The organism is Streptomyces sp. NPDC059994 (assembly GCF_042737755.1).
Lineage (GTDB): Bacteria > Actinomycetota > Actinomycetes > Streptomycetales > Streptomycetaceae > Streptomyces.
Genome location: NZ_JBHWUR010000004.1, coordinates 155,571 through 171,509 on the forward strand (window position 1 = coordinate 155,571; position 15,939 = coordinate 171,509).

Genomic DNA, 15,939 nt, shown 5'->3' on the forward strand with positions numbered 1-15,939 from the left:
GCCACATGTGGATCATGACGCCATGGCAAGGAACGCCTCTACCCGGCGGCTTGCCACGTAACGGTAGCGATTCCCGTCAACGGCTTTGGCTGGAGGGGTAGTTGCAGGGAGATGATGTTCCAGTCGCGGCCGTCTCCGGACGTCCTGCGTGCAACAGCAGCCGCCGAGGTCGTTGACCACGGCCTGCGGCAGCGGTGATTCGCACCCGCGCGCGTCATATCGGCGCACAGGGGCGAGGCAGCGATCCCGCCCGGCTCAGCCAGACCATGGGTGCGCCTGCCGATCCGGTTGCGTTCGGGTACCGGTCGTGGCGCTCGCGATCGCCGGTATCCGCATCGGCGTCCCGGCCGACGACGAAGCCGACCTGCATCGAGCGCCGGCGGACCTGACCGGCGGCGTGCTGGGCACCGCAACGATCGTGCTCGCTCTCGTCGCCCCCACCCTGTTCGAAGACATGGGCTCCGGATCGTGGGCACCGTGGGCCGTCGTCGCCGGGGGCAACGTGCTCAACGGCCGGCCCCGCAACCGCACCTACACCGGCGCGGCGCTGATCGACACCGCCGCCGAGGTCGCCGCAGCGGTCGGGGTCGCTGTGGTCGGCACCGTGCTCGCCGCCCTGTTCGCCGGGAACGCGGGGCGCTGGAGCCCGGAGCAGACCGGCCAGTTCCGGGAAGCGGTCACCGTCTCCGGGACCGTGCCCACCCTCGTGTCCGCGGCCCTGGTCGGCTGGGCGATGTACCGCACCCGCCCTGTCGAAGGCGACCAGCAGGACCCCGTGCCCACCGAGACCCCGGCCACCCGGACCTGACCGAGGACCGTGCGCCCATCACCTGTCCGGTCACCACGGTGAGGAGGGGACTTGCTGGAGTTGCTGTGCCCGCATCTGACGACGGTGGTGGTGGAGCATGTGCTGGTGGAGAGCGGCGAGCACGAAGGACGCGGTGACTTTCGCGGGTCCGGGGCGCGGGACGCTGTCGACGCGCTGCGCGGACGCACAGCCGCTACGGGCGCAGGATCACGGAAGCGCCGGGCGGACTACGACTGGTGCCGGCCAGAGGCGGGCGAGGGTCTAGGTGTTTTCCTGCGGTCGTTGTGATCGTGGCCCGGGTGTCGGGGTGGGTCAGGTGTAGTGGAGAGGGCAGGCGTTGCGCAGGCTGTGTTCGGCTGCGCGGAGGTATACCGCTGCGTAGAAGGCGGCGTCGAGGTTGTCCTGCCAGGAGCCTGGGCGCGTTTCGGCTGCTCGCTGGACTTGGGTGCTGTCGAACCAGTTGGTGAGGTTGAGGTTGTCGCAGTATGCAGGGATCTGCGGCGGCAGTGCCAGCTGGCTGGCCAGTGTCTGGGCGGCGGCAAGGACTGTGTGGGCGGATTGCGCGGTCGTGGTGTCGGGGTGGAGCGAAGGCACGCGCAGTTCGATGGGCTGGGGAAGGCTGATCGGCAGGAGCAGGTCCCAGCCGAGGAGTGCGTCGGTGTGATCCTGGCCGTCGGGCTGAGTGCGGCACAGGGTGCTGAAGCTGTCCATGGGGCGGTTGAGCTTCTCTTCGAATGTGGTGCCTGATCCAGGGACGAAGTCGTGTGGCTGTGGGGGCATGAGTGGCGGCAGCTTGAGACGTGTCAGTTCGGCGGTGAGTGCGCGGGCGGTGGGCTTGAGGACTTCTTCGTCGTCCCAGTCCTCGGAGGCGATGCTGACCAAGTAGATACCCATGGTGGGGAATCTACGGTGCGGCACTGACAACGGCGCTGGGCTCGGCCGCGCGAACAGCCCGCTCTCCTGGTTGACCACGACGGCACCAACTCGTAGCCGTACCGGCTGACGGGCCCCTGCCGGACGCGGGCCGCGACCCGGATGCCGCCGCCTTGCCGCTGGGGCCGTTCGTGGCGGTCCTCGTGTCGGCCCAGAGACCGAAGTTGCTGCCGTCATCCATCGTGTCGGCGAACAGTTGCGGTAATGCTGATGCCCCGGCGAACCCTTTTGTTTCCCAGCCATGGGCACTGAGCCCCCCACCAGGTCCGGCCGTAGCGGACGGCGAGGCTCGCCGGGTCGCCGTCCTGGAGGGTGGCCAGTGGGTCGGCGCCGGGCGTCTGCCCGTACCAGGTGAGTTCGTCGGCGGTGGCGCCGAGGTGGTGGAGGATCTTGGGCCAGTGGCTTTCGTCGGTGCCGGAGACGGTGATGTCGTGGAGGCTGCCGTCGGTGTAGAAGACCTTTCACATCCACGGCTCGGGGAGTCGGCAGATACCCTGGCGTGCCGGGCAGCGGTGTGTCGGGTCCGTCATCGGCGGGGGTATTCCTTGATCGTCGTCCTGGTGCGAGCGTAGGACCTCGGATGCGGTCGAGGCCGAGTGGGTCGAGTGGGGAGTTGTGGGATGAGTGAGAAGGCGCGGGTGCTGTTCGAGGCGTTGGATCTGGATGCCGATGGGCGGCTGACGCGGGTCGAGGTGATTTCGGCGCTGCGGGACCGGGGGCCGACGCTGGCGGCGCGGGGGGTGCTGCCGTTCTGGGGTGTGCAGGACGCGGAGGCGTCGTCGGCGTTGTTCGACGCGGCGGATGCGAACGGTGACGCGGTGCTGACGTTCGAGGAGTTCGCGGCGGTGGTGGACCGGCGGTTCGGCTGGTAGGCGGGGCCGTGCCGCGCGGGAACGGCCGATGCCGTTCCCGCCGGGTAGGGCTTGTGCTGGGCCTTCTCTTTCGCGTCTGTCGGCCGAGCACGTGCTGGCTGGCGCCGTGCGTGGCAAGACGGAGGGGCGCTCGTGTACTGGACGTACTCGGGCGGCCCCGATGACGCCGCCAGGTGCGGTACCGGGCACGCGGGCCTCGGCGAGCGAGCCGTTGAAGTACACGGTCGCCGGGTAGGGCAGACCGGCCCAGCCGGAGCCGGTGGTGCCGGAGACGGCCTAGCGGCAATACCGGTGACTTTCGAGGGCTGTTGGTCGTTGGGAGTGGTGTGCCAAGGCCGGCTCTGACTGAGCCTGTGCCGGTATGGAGGGTGCCGGAGATGCCTCGGTCCCGCGTGACGGCGGATGCAGTACAGCCGGGGCCCCACCCACACCATTGCGGTCACCCGGCCCCGTGGCCCTCTCCTCGCTCCGCGCGCACGTGGTGCGCACCGAGGACGTCCTGCTGCCCCGCACCCCTGGCCTGCACCAGCGCGGCTTCGCCACCGCCGTGTTGCGCTTCGGCCAAGCCCGGCTCGGTGTGCTCAGCTGTCATTTGAGCATCAACGCTCAGGAGCGCTACGAGCAGGGCCGACTGCTCCTTGAGCGGCTGTCCGCGATGGACGTGCCGCATGCGGTGGCCGCGGGCGACCTCAACGACCGGCCCGACGGCCGAACCTTCGGCCTGCTCGCGGGCGCTCTGCAGGACGGCTGGGCGACGAAGCCGTGGGGGCGGGAGCACACCACCCGGCTGGGCGATCCGCTGCAGCGCATCGACGCCGTCTTCGCCACGCAGGGGGTTCAGGTGCTGGGGTGCGGAGTACCGATGGGGCTCTCCGGGGTCTTGGAACGAGACCTGCGAGCAGCCACGGACCACCTGCCAGTGCTGGCTGTTGTGCGGGAGCCCGCCATGTAGCACGGGGCCGGCCGCAGGGGAGTTCGGAGGTAGTCGGATCCGCTCGTCGGGCCTTGCGGGGTTCTTGGGTTGGCGCGTTGGCCGCGCCATGGCCTCGAAGCTTGGAGAGCGGTCGGGTTGCGGGGCTGCCGAGCGGGGGGCAGGCGGTAGGTGGACACTGATGCCTTGGCGGTTGACCGCGAAGGCATCAAGAACGTGCTGGACCTGAGCCGTCTCTTCGCTGCGGTAGCGGCACTGGCGCCATGCCGTGGCCGTTGACGAACTCGCTGATCGTGCTCGCGATGGCACGGTCGCTGGGGGAGAACTCGACGTTGACGTAGGACGTGAGGGACGGCGGTGTCGATCACCGGGCAGGTCACCCCCGACAGCGTCAGGCGCTCAAGCAGGGCTGTGGGTGTCAAAGGCACTCAGGGGTCAGCCAAGTACGCTCGTAGTTCACCCCGTTCACCGTGACCCAGCCAAAGAAGTGGACGCACTTCGTCGCCGCGCCGTACACATCGATGTACCCGGCGTACTCGTTGTAGGTGCCCGAGTCGTACCAGGGAGTCTGCCAGTCCCCGCGGCGGACGACGATCTCCATGTGATGTGCACCGGAGATCCCGTCGCCGGCCCGCGCGCAGTAGGTACCCCCCTTGTAGCTGCCGGAGTACCAGATCTGCATGTACCCGAGTTCCGCGGTGCCGTGGCGCAGGGGCACGGTTTTCCACGTCTGGCCCGGGCACGAGCTGAAGGGCCCGCCGTAGCCGGGCGGAGCGTCTGCCGGATCGGTCGCCGACGCGGTCGGCGCCTGCAGCAGGCTCGCGATCGCCACGAGAGTCCCCAGCACGAACGCCCTTCGCCCAGACGTCGGCCCTTTCAGAATCTTCATCTCGTACCCCCGGCTCTCCTCGCCCAGGCCGTCATGCCGGGCGCGGGCCCCGACGATGACAGTCGGCGTCCACGGGGGCAAGGCCTGCGGCGCAGTTGGGGAAACCTGCCGACGGGCGACTGAGCTGCTGGAGGCGGGAGATTGGGTCAACTCAGTTCCGGGTCAACGACAGGATCGTGCCCTGCTCGCGCATGCTCCTGTCTGCCGAAGGTGCGCGGCCGCCCGCCCGGCCCTTCGGTACGCCTGCGACTAAGCTCCTCTGTCCCGTCGTCCCCCTGCTGCCACCATCCCGTGCAGTACGTCGAGATTCAGCGCCGGGTTCGCCGCGGCTTCGTGGGCCAGTTCCTCGTCGTCGAGAAGTTCGGTCAGGCGGGTGGGCGGCAGGTTGGGGTGGCGTGCCAGCGCGGCTCGTACGGCCGGGTCCGGGTCATGGGTGAGGTGTTCCACGACTGCCGGTGCGGTGTGGGGGGCGCGGGCGGTCAGGGCGCGGGCCTCGGGGTCCTCGTGGTCGGCGAACGCGGCCAGGCCCGTGGTGGGGAAGTTCGGCCGAGTGGTGAGGTGAACGCGCTGGTGGCCGTGGTACTCCAGGAAGCTGCCCAGCGGCAGCGACGCCGAGGCGTGCGGGTGGTTCTGGGCCAGGAGTACGCGGACGCCGAGGTCGTCGTCGGCGGACAGGCGTTCCACGAGATCGGGCGGCCCCCCTGATGGCGTGTGGTCGCGCCTTCACCAGCCTTCTTCGTGGAGAGCTCCCGCCCGGATACGACAGTTCCGCGTGCTGATCTCGCTCGGGCAGAGACTCTCACCTGGTTGAGGACGGGCATCCGGAGGAGTCGGAACGGCGCCCAGCCGACGCGAGGCGCGCCGGGGTGTACTGCGGGACGGGCGCGCCGAGGCGGCGGCCCGGATCGAACCGGTGCTGGTCGCGGCGGTCGTCCTTGTCCCGGCGTCCTCTCGGCGGTGCCGGACCCGCGCGGGCTGGTGCTCTGATCGGCGGGGGAGGACAATGGGAGGTGTTCCCCCCCAATCCCCTCCCTCCTTCCCTCCCTCATGTTCTCCGCCGTGCGGCTGGTGCGTCGATTGTTGATGGCGGTACTTCTGAGCGCCGCGATCAGCGTGGGACCCCTTGCTTTTACGCCCCTGGCGGCGGTCGGCACGCAGCTGAAGGTGGAGGAGCTCTCCCTGTCCACCCATGAGGGCGATCCCGGAACAAGTGTGTCGGTCACCGGCACCGGCTTCGAGGCCTGTGGCAGGGCGACGCTCACTTTCGACGGCCAACACGCGACACCCGCGACGGTGAACGTCCCCCAGATCTCCGGCACCATCGTGGTTCCGCAGGACGCCACCGCGGGGCCGGATCACACGATCGAGGCGGCCTGCGACCCGGACGTCGACTCCGGAAACGCCTACCACGCCGAGGCACCTTTCACCGTGACCAGCGGTGGCGGCACCACGCCCGCCGAGACCCGGACGCTGACGCTCGACCCCGACCACGGGCCGGTCGGGACCCGGATCGACGTCCAGGGCAAGGGGTTCACGCAGTGTTCCGCCCAGAGCGTCGACCTCTACGTGGTCGGCGGCACCACCATCAAATCCGAGATCGCCGTGGCGGACAACGGCGACTTCTCGTACACGGAGGTCGTCCCGAGCGAGGCGATCCCGAATACGTACACCTTCCAGGCTGCGTGCACCGGCGAGCCGGACATCTACGCGGACGCCGACCTCGTCGTCGAGAGCCCCGCGAACCCGGTACTCACTCTCGACCCGGCGCGCGGCGCGAAAAACGCGACCGTACAGGCGGACGGCACCGGGTTCAGCTGCCCGGACGTCGACTTCCAATGGGACGGCGGAGAGCCGCCGTTCGCTGCCGCCCCAGCCGCGGACTCCGACACCTTCACCGCCGAGATCACGGTCCCAGCCGACGCACAGCCGGGCGCGCACACGGTGCGGGCCGTCTGCACGGCCTATCCCGAGCAGTACGCCGAGGCCCCGTTCACAGTCACGGACGAGGGCGGTACGGAGACCGGTGGTACGGAGACCGGTGGAACCGACACCGGTGGCACGGAGACTGGCGGTACGGAGACTGGCGGTACGGGCACCGGCGGCACCGACAACACCAGCGCCGTCGCCTGGGTCGTCGGCCCTGCCTCCCTCGGCGGCGCACTGATCCTGGCCATCGCGGCAGCCGTCTACTTCGGTCGGCTGCACCGCGGCCCGCGCTGGGTCCGCGGCCATGTCCGCGCCACCCTCCGCCCGGCCACCGCGACCGCCGACCTGACCGAACAGAGCCCGTCCGGCGAACCCCCCACCCGTACGATCCGGCTCGACCCCCACGCGGACCCCGGCTCTTCGACCATCGACGAGGTGGACCGATGACGACCTTCACGACCGCGACGACGGCCCCACCCCCCTTGACCGTCCGCTCGTTCCTGCTCGGCGCGGGCGGGGATCTCGACACCCCGCTGCGCGCCCATGGAACGGCTGGTCCGCTGCTCGGCCCCGTGCGTGGCAGGACTCCCGCCGCCGACCGGGCCGTCGAACACGAGCTGGCCACCGTCATCGACGACTTCCTCAGCCTCGACATGCTCGACCTGGTGGCGGATGGCTGGCGGAGGTACGCCGCCCTGCGTGATGCCGCGCGCCGCACCCGAGACACCCCGGGCAGCGAGGAGGTCGTCGCGCTGGCGACCCACCGGGTCACCTCGGTGCACCGGCCCTACGTCGATGTCTTCGTGGACAGCGTGAAGATCGGCACGCTGGAGGTGGAGCTGACCGCGGTCTTCTGGATCTCCGGTCTCGTCTGCGTCATCCGCGACGCCCACCTCACCAGCGTCCGTTCGGGGGAGTGCGGGATCGACGCGAGCCTCGCGGTGCAGGGGGTCACGCTCACCGAGCAGCGGGGCGGCCGGCTCGACCTCCCCGGCGCCTTCGCCCTGCGCGCCCCGGTGCCGTTGCTGCGGGACGAGCCGGACCCCCGTCAGGCGCCGACCGTCCCGGGTGTCGGCACTCGATGATGTTCGCGACGGGATCCGGCGGCGCAGACCGAGCGGGACCTCCATCGCGTGCCGCGCGGCACCACGAGACCTGTTTCGTACGCCGTGACGACGGCTTGGGCGCGACTGCGCAGGTCCGGTGAGGACGTCCGCGTCTGGTTCGGCCCGGCCGAACCACCAACCTGGCCGATCCGGTGGCTGCGGCTGGAACCCGTGGCGCAGTCGTCGAGTGCGACGGCGACAGCCGGTGCGGCATCGGCGTGGGCACGACGCTGTACGGCGGCGGGCCGTCACGATGCGGTACTCAGCCGGCAGCGGACTCGACCACGGTGGCGATGAGGTCCCGGTTCTCGGGGGCGCCGCCTCCACCGCCGAAGGAGAAGTGGCGGCGGGTGTAGCCGTAGGCGATGCCGCTGCGGGGGTCGGCGAACGACTGGGCGCCGACCGCGCCGCTGTGCCCGAAGGCGTCGGCGCCCAGGCTGGGGTAGCGGACCGCCTGGGCCTCGAACCCGAGGAGGAAGTGGTCACGCTCACCGGTCACCACGTCGGTGCCGGAGGTGTGCGGCGTGGTGAACTCGGCGAGCACGTCCGGCTTCAGCAGCGGCGCATGGCCGTCGAGTTCACCGATCGCGGCGGCGTACATCCGTGCCAGACCACGGGCGGTGCCGACACTTCCGGCCGAGGCAGGGCCGAGCGCACGCACGGCGCGGGTGTTGGCGAACTCGACGAGATCGGTCGGCGCGGTGGCGTTGAAGTTGAAGGCGATACCGGTGAGGGAGTCCGGGGCGGGCGGGTTCGCCTGGGCGATTTCCTGCTGGTGCGGCAGCAACGGCTGGACCGGCAGGTAGCGGTGCTCCTGGTCGGCGGGCAGGCCGAGGTGGAAGTCGAGTGGTGGGGCGCGCGGATCCGCTGCTCGAAGACTTCCCGCAGCGAGTTCCCGGTGACACGGCGCACCACCTCGCCGGTCAGGGCGCCGATGACGAAGGCGTGATAGCCATACGCGGTGCCCGGGGCCCAATAGGGCTTCTGGGCGGCCAGCCGGGCAGCGAGCAGCCGGTCATCGGCGAGTTCGGCGGGCGTGAAGCCGCCGTCGACGCCGATCAGTCCGGCCTTGTGGGCCAGCAGATCGCGCACGCTGATCCCGGCCTTGCCCTCGGCGGCGAATTCGGGCCAGTACGCGGCGGACCGCGGTGTCGAGATCGATCACGCCGTCCTGGACCAGCAGCGCCAGGACCAGGTGTGCGGCACCTTTGCCGGACGAGAACAGCCCCAGCAGCGAGTCCCCGGTGAGGCCGGGGCCGGTCCACAGATCCACCACCTGCCGGCCTCGGTGGTAGACGGCGAGCTGCGCCGAGAGACCGGGCTCCGCTGCGGCGGCCGAGGCGAGGCGGTCACGTACGCCCTCGAAGCCTCCGGCGACAGTGCCGTGCACAACGGTGCTGGTGGTGGACATCTCACGCACCTTCTTTCTGGTCTGAAGGACGCAACAGGCGGTATGAAGCAGCTCTGTGACTGCGTCCTCACGGCTGGGCCGGTCGTGATCAACAACGGCGACGGTATAGTCACCGAAGATTACCGTCAATATTGGTGACTAACTTGAGGGGTGGCCGACCGATGCGTCGGAGTGAGACCAAACGCGACAACCCTGACCTGGGGATCCTGGCCGCCGGCCTGCTGTTCGGCATCCAGCGTGAGCTGTTCGCGCGGCTGGCTGAGGACGGCTTCGGTGACCTGCGCCCGCAACACGGCGCGATCCTGGCATTCCTCGACGCCGAGGGCAGTCGCGCCACGGACCTGGCGCGCCGCTCTGGCCAGCACAAACAGGTAGTCGGCAAGCTCGTCGACGAGCTCGAAGTCCTCGGCTACCTATACCGGGAGCCGGATCCCGCGGACCGCCGCGCCAAGCTCGTGCTGCCCACCGAGCGGGGCCTGGAGCAGATGGAGCACTCCGACGCCATCCTCGCCGACATCGAGCGCCGCCACGCCCACGAACTCGGCGCCGACGACTACGCCGCGTTCAAGCACGCGTTCAGGAAGGTGGTTGACGACCAACGCGACCAGTCGACCAAGGGCGGCTCCTGATGTTGGGCTCCTGATGTTGTCGTCGAGAGTCGTCGAATGTCGTCGATGACGGGCTGAACCGGCGCGACGCCGTGGGTGCGGAGCCGTTGCCGGGTATGGGCCGGCTTGCGAGCTCGCGGCGCAGAGGAATACGTGCTGTCCTGGAAGAAGTCGCAGGAGTACACGCCCATGCGCCACAGCCAGACTTCCGCCCCCGCATCCGCCCGGTCGGCCGCGCCGACCGCAGCGGGCGGGGGCCTGCTGCCGAAGCGGGATCTCGCCGCCGCCTGGTTCCTGGTCGTACTGATCGCGGTGCCCGCATGGGGGCTGACGATAGGTCAGGCCCGGGACATGGGGGTCGAGCCGGGCACGATGGGGATGGCGCTGCCGCTGTTCCTGCTGCTGTGGGTGACGATGATGGCGGCCATGATGCTGCCGTCGATGGCGCCGGTGGCCATCACATGGGTGCGGGGGATCGGTCGGCAGTCCTCGGGCTGGGCGCGAACCGTGCGCACCGTGGAGTTCGTGGGTGGGTATCTGCTGGTGTGGACCGCCTTCGGACTGCTCGCCTACGGGGCCCTGGTCCTCACCGGGGGCCTGGTTGAGGACCATCCCACCGCCGGACGCTGGATCGGCGCGGTGTCCTTCCTGCTCGCGGGCCTGTATCAGCTCGGCCCCCTCAAGTACGTCTGCCTGCGGCACTGCCGCGACCCCATGAGCCACCTGGTGCGCTACGCCGGGTTCCGGCGGCCGGCCCGCGACCTTCGGGTGGGTGTCCATCACGGCGCCTACTGTGTCGGCTGCTGTGCGGGGCTGATGGTCGTCCTCGTTCCCCTCGGGGTGATGAACGTGGCGGCGATGGCCGCACTGGCCTTGGTGATCTTCGTGGAGAAGCTGTGGTCCCATGGCCCGCTGCTCGCCCGGGTCGTGGGCGTCGCGTTTCTCGTGCTGGCCGTGCTCGCCCCGTTCCAGGACTGGCTGCTGCCGGGGTTGCAGGGGTCGATGCCGTCCATGGGCGACATGTGACTCACCGACAGACATGTGACTCACCGACAGGTGACTCACCCGGCCTCCGAGGGCCGCGTCGTTCGCGCAAGAGGCCGCCGACAGCGGAAGAATTCGCGCTGGACATGCGTAACGGCACCAAGTAGTTGAACAGTGCCCGAAGTAGTTGAACAGCACCCGCAACCGGGCTCAGACCCGGCCCTGGCCTGCCTCAGCGGTCTCCTCGCTGCTGAAGACGTAGTCGGCCGTCTCGCCGTACGACGCCTCGTAGCTCAGCCCGAAGGCATCGGACCGACCGGAGGTCGTGCCGACTTCGAATTCGGGCGCGAACCCGAACATGGCGTTCTTGATCTTTGTCGAGCTGCCGTCGGGCCCGGTGAGCGGCTGGTAGGAGAGTTCCGTCCGGCCCTCGACCGTAAGGCCGGGACTGTCCCCGCCCGTGAGGGCCACCCTCGCCCGCTCCATGCCCAAGTAGTCGCCGTAGAACTGGGACAGCTGGCCGAATGGTCCGCCTTCACGGCCGGACAGAATGCGTTCCAGGCCCTCGGCCTGCTCGTCGCTGGCCGCGCTGTCCACGACGATCCCGACCTTCCAGTCACCGGAGGACAGATTGGAGGGGAAGTGGTTGTAGAACGCGAAGTCCACGGCCGACAGGTCCAGGTCGTCCAGGTTCCCCTTCGCCACATGGAACACGGCGGTGCCGAGGCACTCGGTCCCGCCCTTGGCGTCCCGCGGCTGGCCGTCGTACGGACAGCTGCACAACACCGCGCAAGAGCAACCGGCCACATACGTGCCGGAAATTGTCCACGACATGACTGCTCCCCTTCTTCCCAGGTGATGGCGGCGAGCGTCGTCTGTACTTTTACGCTAGACCTGTCAAATTGGCCTGTAAATGGCGTTTCCTGGCAACCGCTCGAACCCTGCGCCGAAGGGCAGGCACACTGTGGAAGCGATCGGCCACGCGTTGTCCATCGCCGGGTCGATGACCTGGGAAGTCACCTGGGCGCTGATCCTCGGTTTCGCCTTGTCGGCCGTAGTGCAGGCGGTGGTGCGCCGCTCGACCGTCGTCCGGCTGCTCGGCGATGACCGGCCGCGCACTCTCGCCCGGTCGGCCGGCCTCGGGGCGGCCTCGTCGTCCTGCTCGTACGCGGCCGTGGCACTGGCCCGTTCGCTGTTCCGGAAGGGCGCGGACTTCACCGCGGCGATGGCGTTCGAGATCGCCTCCACCAACCTGGTGGTGGAGCTCGGCGTGATCCTCGCGCTGCTGATGGGCTGGCAGTTCACGGCCGCCGAGTTCGCAGGCGGGCCGATCATGATCGTCGTACTCGCCGTGCTGTTCCGTCTCTTCCTGCGCGAGCGGCTGCTGACACGGGCGCGGGAGCAGGCCGAGCGTGGGATCGCGGGATCGATGGAAGGCCATGCGGCGATGGACATGTCGGTGCGGGGGGAGGGCGGTTTCGCGCGCCGCTTGTTCTCCCGTGACGGCTTCACTTCCGTGTCCCACATCTTCGTCATGGAGTGGGCCGCGGTGGTGCGGGACCTGGTGGCGGGGCTGTTGATCGCGGGGGCGATCGCGGCCTGGGTGCCGGACGACTTCTGGCGGACGTTCTTCCTGGAGGGGCATCCGCTCGCCGCCAAGCTGATCGGCCCGCTGGTCGGGCCACTGGTGGCGGTGGCGACGTTCGTCTGCTCGATCGGCAACGTGCCGCTGGCCGTGGTGCTGTGGAAGGGCGGCATCAGCTTCGGAGGTGTGATCGCCTTCATCTTCGCGGATCTGTTGATCCTGCCGATCCTGAACATCTACCGGAAGTACTACGGCGCCCGGATGGCCGTCTTCCTGCTGGTCACCTTCTTCGCCGCGATGGCCGTCGCCGGATACGTGGTGGAGTTCGCCTTCGACGGACTGGGGCTGATTCCCGACCAGGCCGATGCGACGATCCCCGAGGAGGGGGTCACCTGGAACTACACGACGTGGCTCAACCTCGCCTTCCTGCTGCTGGCCGCGACGTTGCTCGTACGGTTCTGGCGCACCGGCGGCCCGGCCATGCTGCGGATGATGGGCGGCTCACCCGGAGACGGCGAACAGGGGCACGGGCACGTCCCCGGGGCATCGGGTCCGCGCTAGTCTGGGCCGCTCCAGTCGAACGGGAAGTATTTGCTCGACTTCCCCGACCGCTCCCACGAGAAGCCGAACGCCTCGGCGCGGTCGGCAGTGGCCCGACCCCAGGTGGCTACCTGGCCTGGTCCGACCTCGGCGCCCGGGGCGTTGTGGACCTGGACGCGTGCGCCGTCCGGCGTCGTCGGGCCCGCGAGCGCCTCGGCGGTGGCCGTGACCTTGCCGGGAATCTCGGCCCGCCAAGTGCCGAGGTCCTCGTCGATCTCGACGGTGATGGGGACGAAATCCAGGCCGCGCATCTCAGGGTGGAACATCTCCCCGAACCGAGCCGGCCATCCGCCCGCCTCACCGCCGAAGATGGCACCGAGTGCACCGCGCTGCTGCTCGCCGGCGCGCTCGTCCAGGAATACCGCGGCGTACGCGTCGGTGTGCTCGCCGGTCCAGACGTTGCCGACGAAGGAACCGAGCATCAGGACGTTGAGATCGTCGAGCCGCACGTCGCCGAAGCTGCCTTCCCGGATGTGCCAGACCAGTACGCCTTCGCAGTCGCCGTAGGTCGGGGGCTGCGCAAACGTGCAGGGGCACGGTATGGCGCACTTGCACACATCGAACCAATCACCGGCCAGGCGCCAGTGCGTACCGGTGGTGACGTTTTCTGTCATCTCGCTTCCCTCCTACCGAGCCCCAGGGGGCTTACTCGGAGTGGCGAGACCGCGGGTCCAGAGCCCGCTCCCGGGGTGGCGAGGCGGCCTCCCTTCCAGCTTGCACCTCACGCCCCGGTTTTGTGGTCTCTGCCAGGGAGGGACCGGCACGGCTGGTGGGAGCCGCCAGCCGGTGCTTTGCGCGCCTTTGGGGATGTGGGAACAGCGGGGTCCGTAGCAGCGAGGCACGGGCGCACCCTGGGCTTTCGCTGAAGAGCAGGTGCCCATACGGTGGCCCGGTGATGTCGATCAAGAAGTTCCAAGTCACCTTCGACTGCGCGGAGCCTGAGCGCCTCGCCCGCTTCTGGTGCGAGGTGTTGGGGTACGTCATACCGACGCCACCGGAGGGGTTTGCCACCTGGGACGATTTCAAGCGTTCCCAGCCACCTGAGCAGCAGGACGCATGGTTTGCCTGCGGTGATCCCTCAGGTGTGGGCCCGCGGCTGTACTTCCAGCGCGTTCCCGAAGGGAAGGCTGCCAAGAACCGGGTGCACCTTGACGTGCGGGTCGGTACCGGGCTCGTGGGTGAGGAGCGCCTCGCCGCACTCCAGGCCGAGTGCGCACGGCTGGTCCCGCTCGGTGCGGTACATGTGCGCACGCTGTATGACGGCAATGATTCGTGCATCCCGATGCTGGACATCGAGGGCAACGAGTTCTGTATCGACTGAGGGGCCGCGAACGTGCCCTCGTTCGGTCGGGTAGCAGGCAGCCGCCGAGGCCGAGCAGGACCGGCCAGGCTTGTCGCCGCCGCCGTCGAACGCGACCGGCTGCCGACCGGTCACGGCCTGTCGATCCGGTAGGTCGCTCAGGCACCTACGCGGTGGCGGTGCCGCCGATCGCCGGCCTTTGGGCGGGCCAGCCTCGGGCGGTGCTGTCAAGGTCAGCAACCGGCAGTCCCGAATAGTCGTAAACCCCCGCTTAGTCGTAAACCCCCGCTCTCGGCGTGCGGCTTCCTTTTGGCAGACGGACCATGAAGCCAATGAGCGGAGTAGCCGTGACCAAGGAAAATCCCACCCCGGCCACGGGCGATCTGGTCGTGCTGAGCAACGTCAACAAACACTTCGGCGAGCTGCACGTCCTCCAGGGCATCGACCTGGCCATTGCCCGTGGTGAGGTTGTCGTCGTTATCGGGCCGTCCGGGGGCGGGAAGTCCACGCTGTGCCGCGCCATCAACCGCCTGGAGACCATCGATTCCGGTGAGATCGTCATCGATGGAAAGCCCCTGCCCGCCGAAGGCCGCGAGCTGGCCGCGCTGCGGGCCGATGTGGGCATGGTCTTCCAGTCCTTCAACCTCTTCGCGCACAAAACCGTGCTGCACAATGTGACGCTCGGCCAGGTCAAGGTACGCAAGAAGGACAAGAAGGCCGCCGAGGAGAGGGCGCGCCAACTACTCGACCGGGTGGGTGTCGCCTCCCAGGCGGAGAAGTACCCCGCGCAGCTCTCCGGTGGCCAGCAGCAGCGCGTCGCGATCGCCAGAGCGCTGGCCATGGACCCGAAGATCATGCTGTTCGACGAGCCGACCTCTGCGCTCGATCCCGAGATGATCAACGAGGTGCTGGAAGTGATGCAGCAGCTCGCCCATGACGGAATGACCATGGTCGTCGTCACCCACGAGATGGGATTCGCCCGTTCGGCCGCCAACCGCGTGGTGTTCATGGCGGATGGCCGCATCGTGGAGGAGACGACGCCCGCTCAGTTCTTCAGCAACCCGAGCAGCGAGCGGGCCAAGGATTTCCTTTCGAAGATCCTTCACCACTGATCCGGGGCCCTTGAGCACTAGGAATGAACACCATGAAGCTTCAGAAGGTCACTGTCGCGGCCGCCGCTGCGCTCATGCTGTCCCTGACCGCCGCCGGCTGCAGCTCAGACGGCGGCGGCGACACGAGCTCGGGCGACAAGAAGGTCACCATCGGGATCAAGTTCGACCAGCCGGGCATCGGCCTGAAGACCCCTGACGGCAAGTACACGGGCTTCGACGTCGACGTGGCCACGTACGTCGCCAAGGAGCTCGGCCATGATCGGGGCGACATCGTGTGGAAGGAAGCCAAGAGCGCCGACCGCGAGACGCTGCTCCAGCGCGGCGATGTCGACTTCATTGCCGCCTCGTACTCGATCACCCCCAAGCGCGCGGAGAAGGTCGATTTCGCCGGCCCCTACCTCCTTGCGCACCAGGACGTCCTGATCCGGGCGGACGACGACTCCATCAAGAAGCCCGAGGACCTGAACAACAAGAAGCTCTGCTCTGTCACCGGCTCGACCTCGGCGCAGAACGTCAAGACAAGGATCGCGCCGAAGGCTCAGCTGCAGGAGTACGGCGGCTACTCGGAGTGTCTGACCGGTCTGGAGAACAAGGTCATCGACGCCCTGACCACCGACAACGTGATCCTCGCCGGTTATGCCGCGCAGCCCGAGTTCAAGGGCAAGTTCAAGCTCGGCGGCTTCAAGATGAGCAATGAGAACTACGGCATCGGCGTCCAGAAGGGCAGCGATCTCAAGGCACAGATCAACACCGCCCTGGAGAAGATGGTCAAGGACGGCTCCTGGGCCGCGGCCGTCAAGAAGAACTTCGGTCCGGCCAACTTCCAGAGCGGGCCCGCACCCAAGATCGGCGTCATCGTCAGCTGAAGCGGGTG

General features: G+C 68.8%; 16 protein-coding genes and 2 pseudogenes. 12 read left to right on the forward strand and 6 right to left on the reverse strand.

Annotated elements, in window-relative coordinates; all coding sequences use genetic code 11:
- Positions 1–307 precede the first annotated feature (307 nt).
- Positions 308–808 carry a hypothetical protein gene (locus ACFWA7_RS03970; RefSeq protein ID WP_385533769.1) on the forward strand — a complete coding sequence of 167 codons (501 nt, stop codon included), beginning with the start codon at positions 308–310 and terminating at the stop codon, positions 806–808.
- Between the two features lie 51 nt (positions 809–859).
- Positions 860–1,096, forward strand: coding sequence for a hypothetical protein (locus ACFWA7_RS03975; protein ID WP_385820715.1), 237 nt, complete (start codon positions 860–862; stop codon positions 1,094–1,096).
- Positions 1,097–1,120: 24 nt separating this feature from the next.
- Here ACFWA7_RS03975 and ACFWA7_RS03980 read toward each other — a convergent pair whose 3' ends face one another.
- The gene (locus ACFWA7_RS03980; protein WP_385820717.1) at positions 1,121–1,702 is read right to left on the reverse strand and encodes a hypothetical protein; all 582 of its coding nucleotides are present in this window, start codon (positions 1,700–1,702) and stop codon (positions 1,121–1,123) included.
- A gap of 659 nt (positions 1,703–2,361) precedes the next feature.
- Here ACFWA7_RS03980 and ACFWA7_RS03985 point away from each other — a divergent pair.
- Entirely contained in the window at positions 2,362–2,613 is a 252-nt protein-coding gene (locus ACFWA7_RS03985) for an EF-hand domain-containing protein (protein WP_283145580.1), read from the forward strand.
- A 445-nt stretch (positions 2,614–3,058) separates the two neighbouring features.
- A pseudogene (locus tag ACFWA7_RS03990) lies at positions 3,059–3,565 on the forward strand (endonuclease/exonuclease/phosphatase family protein); the annotation flags it as partial.
- A 397-nt stretch (positions 3,566–3,962) separates the two neighbouring features.
- On the opposite strand, the gene ACFWA7_RS03995 reads toward ACFWA7_RS03990, so the two are convergent.
- Complete coding sequence (locus ACFWA7_RS03995; protein WP_385820719.1) at positions 3,963–4,376, reverse strand: hypothetical protein; 414 nt, start codon at positions 4,374–4,376, stop codon at positions 3,963–3,965.
- Between the two features lie 306 nt (positions 4,377–4,682).
- Entirely contained in the window at positions 4,683–5,117 is a 435-nt protein-coding gene (locus ACFWA7_RS04000; protein ID WP_385820721.1) for a hypothetical protein, read from the reverse strand.
- 399 nt (positions 5,118–5,516) lie between these two features.
- Here ACFWA7_RS04000 and ACFWA7_RS04005 point away from each other — a divergent pair, with 399 nt between their 5' ends.
- Positions 5,517–6,806 carry a hypothetical protein gene (locus ACFWA7_RS04005; RefSeq protein WP_385820723.1) on the forward strand — a complete coding sequence of 430 codons (1,290 nt, stop codon included), beginning with the start codon at positions 5,517–5,519 and terminating at the stop codon, positions 6,804–6,806.
- A complete protein-coding gene (locus ACFWA7_RS04010; protein ID WP_385820725.1) occupies positions 6,803–7,444 on the forward strand; it encodes a hypothetical protein in 642 nt (213 codons plus the stop codon). The genes ACFWA7_RS04005 and ACFWA7_RS04010 overlap by 4 nt, the downstream gene beginning before the upstream one ends.
- Positions 7,445–7,727: 283 nt before the next feature.
- Here the strand turns inward: ACFWA7_RS04010 and ACFWA7_RS04015 are convergent.
- Positions 7,728–8,876 (reverse strand): annotated as a pseudogene (locus tag ACFWA7_RS04015) (serine hydrolase domain-containing protein).
- 161 nt (positions 8,877–9,037) lie between these two features.
- On the opposite strand from ACFWA7_RS04015, the gene ACFWA7_RS04020 reads away from it, so the two are divergent.
- Complete coding sequence (locus tag ACFWA7_RS04020; protein ID WP_385533795.1) at positions 9,038–9,505, forward strand: MarR family winged helix-turn-helix transcriptional regulator; 468 nt, start codon at positions 9,038–9,040, stop codon at positions 9,503–9,505.
- Between the two features lie 168 nt (positions 9,506–9,673).
- Positions 9,674–10,510 (forward strand): DUF2182 domain-containing protein, encoded by an 837-nt coding sequence (locus tag ACFWA7_RS04025; protein ID WP_385820727.1) that lies wholly within the window; start codon positions 9,674–9,676, stop codon positions 10,508–10,510.
- A 168-nt stretch (positions 10,511–10,678) separates the two neighbouring features.
- On the opposite strand, the gene ACFWA7_RS04030 is transcribed toward ACFWA7_RS04025, so the two are convergent.
- Positions 10,679–11,302 carry a DUF1326 domain-containing protein gene (locus ACFWA7_RS04030; protein ID WP_385533801.1) on the reverse strand — a complete coding sequence of 208 codons (624 nt, stop codon included), beginning with the start codon at positions 11,300–11,302 and terminating at the stop codon, positions 10,679–10,681.
- Between the two features lie 130 nt (positions 11,303–11,432).
- Between ACFWA7_RS04030 and ACFWA7_RS04035 the strand changes: the two genes are divergently transcribed.
- Entirely contained in the window at positions 11,433–12,614 is a 1,182-nt protein-coding gene (locus ACFWA7_RS04035) for a permease (protein ID WP_385820729.1), read from the forward strand.
- Here the strand turns inward: ACFWA7_RS04035 and ACFWA7_RS04040 are convergent.
- Positions 12,611–13,267, reverse strand: a complete 657-nt coding sequence (locus ACFWA7_RS04040; protein ID WP_385820731.1) for a DUF1326 domain-containing protein — start codon at positions 13,265–13,267, stop codon at positions 12,611–12,613. The two genes, ACFWA7_RS04035 and ACFWA7_RS04040, sit on opposite strands and share 4 nt — an antisense overlap.
- Before the next feature lie 278 nt (positions 13,268–13,545).
- Here ACFWA7_RS04040 and ACFWA7_RS04045 point away from each other — a divergent pair, with 278 nt between their 5' ends.
- From ACFWA7_RS04045 to ACFWA7_RS04055, 3 genes are all read left to right on the forward strand, one after another.
- Positions 13,546–13,974 carry a VOC family protein gene (locus ACFWA7_RS04045; protein ID WP_385820733.1) on the forward strand — a complete coding sequence of 143 codons (429 nt, stop codon included), beginning with the start codon at positions 13,546–13,548 and terminating at the stop codon, positions 13,972–13,974.
- Positions 13,975–14,285: 311 nt separating this feature from the next.
- Entirely contained in the window at positions 14,286–15,065 is a 780-nt protein-coding gene (locus ACFWA7_RS04050) for an amino acid ABC transporter ATP-binding protein (RefSeq protein ID WP_385533812.1), read from the forward strand.
- A gap of 32 nt (positions 15,066–15,097) precedes the next feature.
- Entirely contained in the window at positions 15,098–15,931 is an 834-nt protein-coding gene (locus ACFWA7_RS04055) for a glutamate ABC transporter substrate-binding protein (protein WP_385820735.1), read from the forward strand.
- Positions 15,932–15,939 lie beyond the last annotated feature (8 nt).

What these genes read in the sequence shown, in the direction of transcription:
- ACFWA7_RS04030 (WP_385533801.1), bottom strand. Translation starts at nt 11,302, where the DNA reads ATGTCGTGGACAATTTCCGGCACGTATGTGGCCGGTTGCTCTTGCGCG.
- ACFWA7_RS04055 (WP_385820735.1), top strand. Translation starts at nt 15,098, where the DNA reads ATGAAGCTTCAGAAGGTCACTGTCGCGGCCGCCGCTGCGCTCATGCTG.
- ACFWA7_RS04025 (WP_385820727.1), top strand. Translation starts at nt 9,674, where the DNA reads ATGCGCCACAGCCAGACTTCCGCCCCCGCATCCGCCCGGTCGGCCGCG.
- ACFWA7_RS03985 (WP_283145580.1), top strand. Translation starts at nt 2,362, where the DNA reads ATGAGTGAGAAGGCGCGGGTGCTGTTCGAGGCGTTGGATCTGGATGCC.
- ACFWA7_RS04040 (WP_385820731.1), bottom strand. Translation starts at nt 13,267, where the DNA reads ATGACAGAAAACGTCACCACCGGTACGCACTGGCGCCTGGCCGGTGAT.
- ACFWA7_RS04005 (WP_385820723.1), top strand. Translation starts at nt 5,517, where the DNA reads ATGGCGGTACTTCTGAGCGCCGCGATCAGCGTGGGACCCCTTGCTTTT.
- ACFWA7_RS03980 (WP_385820717.1), bottom strand. Translation starts at nt 1,702, where the DNA reads ATGGGTATCTACTTGGTCAGCATCGCCTCCGAGGACTGGGACGACGAA.
- ACFWA7_RS04050 (WP_385533812.1), top strand. Translation starts at nt 14,286, where the DNA reads ATGAGCGGAGTAGCCGTGACCAAGGAAAATCCCACCCCGGCCACGGGC.
- ACFWA7_RS04010 (WP_385820725.1), top strand. Translation starts at nt 6,803, where the DNA reads ATGACGACCTTCACGACCGCGACGACGGCCCCACCCCCCTTGACCGTC.
- ACFWA7_RS04020 (WP_385533795.1), top strand. Translation starts at nt 9,038, where the DNA reads ATGCGTCGGAGTGAGACCAAACGCGACAACCCTGACCTGGGGATCCTG.